Raw genomic sequence first — 1,061 nt, forward strand, 5'->3', positions numbered from 1 at the left:
CATAAACTCCACACTGTATTATCAGTCGTGAAGTAAACAGCTCCACCTTTGCTTGCACATTAAAGAAAGAGATAAGTTTTCGCTTATCTCTTTCTTTTTTTTCATCTCTTTATTCAACGATATCCCTCGTGACTTTCCATAGTGACTCCACTACAATCCCCGCGTTATTCGTTTTTTGAGGTCCCTATGTTCAGTAAAAGTGTTATTACCAATGTCATCTCTCTGTTGATTCTCTTTATTGGTTATCAAATTGATCAACCCGTTATTATCTTTTGTGGTTTATTCGCATTTTCAGGGGCACTTACCAACTGGCTTGCCATTCATATGTTGTTTGAAAAAGTACCAGGCTTGTATGGCTCTGGTGTTATCCCTTCTAGATTTGAAGAGTTTAAACGCAGTATTCAAAGCTTAATGATGGAACAATTTTTCACACAAGAAAACGTCGATCGTTTTTTGCAAAATGAGATGTCTGGAGCCGTAAATCTAAATCTGGACCCTGTTATTGAACAGATAGACCTATCCCCTACCTTTGATTCACTGGTAGACGTCATCAGTAATTCACAGTTTGGTGGCATGCTCGCTATGGTAGGCGGAGCTGAAGCATTGCAACCTCTAAGAGACCCCTTTATTGAAAAAATGAAATCCTCAATTGGGGATATCAGTCAACAAGATAACTTTAAACAAGCATTAAAGCGGCAGCTAGAACAACCTGACATGTTTCACGAAATGAAACGCTCTATTGAAGATATCATTGAACAACGACTGAACGAACTCACTCCACAATTAGTCAAAGAGATGGTTCAAAAAATCATTAAAGAACACCTTGGCTGGTTAGTCGTTTGGGGTGGGGTATTTGGTGGCGTTATCGGCATTATATCCGCTTATATTACTTCTATTTAATTCGTATATTTATAAACCCTCATTGAATATATATTTATTTAGGGGGTTTATTCTTACTTCAAATTATAGTTTWTGAACCTCTATCACTATAATTAAACTTTCTCTGGTTATAATCTTAATTGTTAAACATATGTAACACCAAGAAGCTGGCTAATTAACAT

The 1,061-nt window shown here is 36.6% G+C and carries 1 protein-coding gene; it reads left to right on the forward strand.

The genetic code is table 11. The features are described from left to right. The first annotated feature begins 186 nt into the window (after positions 1–186). On the forward strand, positions 187–900 hold the full coding sequence (locus L4C32_RS20720; protein ID WP_428198774.1) for a DUF445 domain-containing protein: 714 nt from the start codon (positions 187–189) through the stop codon (positions 898–900). Positions 901–1,061 lie beyond the last annotated feature (161 nt).

Source organism: Aliivibrio kagoshimensis (assembly GCF_050337105.1).
GTDB lineage: Bacteria > Pseudomonadota > Gammaproteobacteria > Enterobacterales > Vibrionaceae > Aliivibrio_A > Aliivibrio_A kagoshimensis.

Excerpts from the sequence above, each read along its gene's own strand:
- L4C32_RS20720 (WP_428198774.1), top strand. The coding sequence starts at position 187 with ATGTTCAGTAAAAGTGTTATTACCAATGTCATCTCTCTGTTGATTCTC.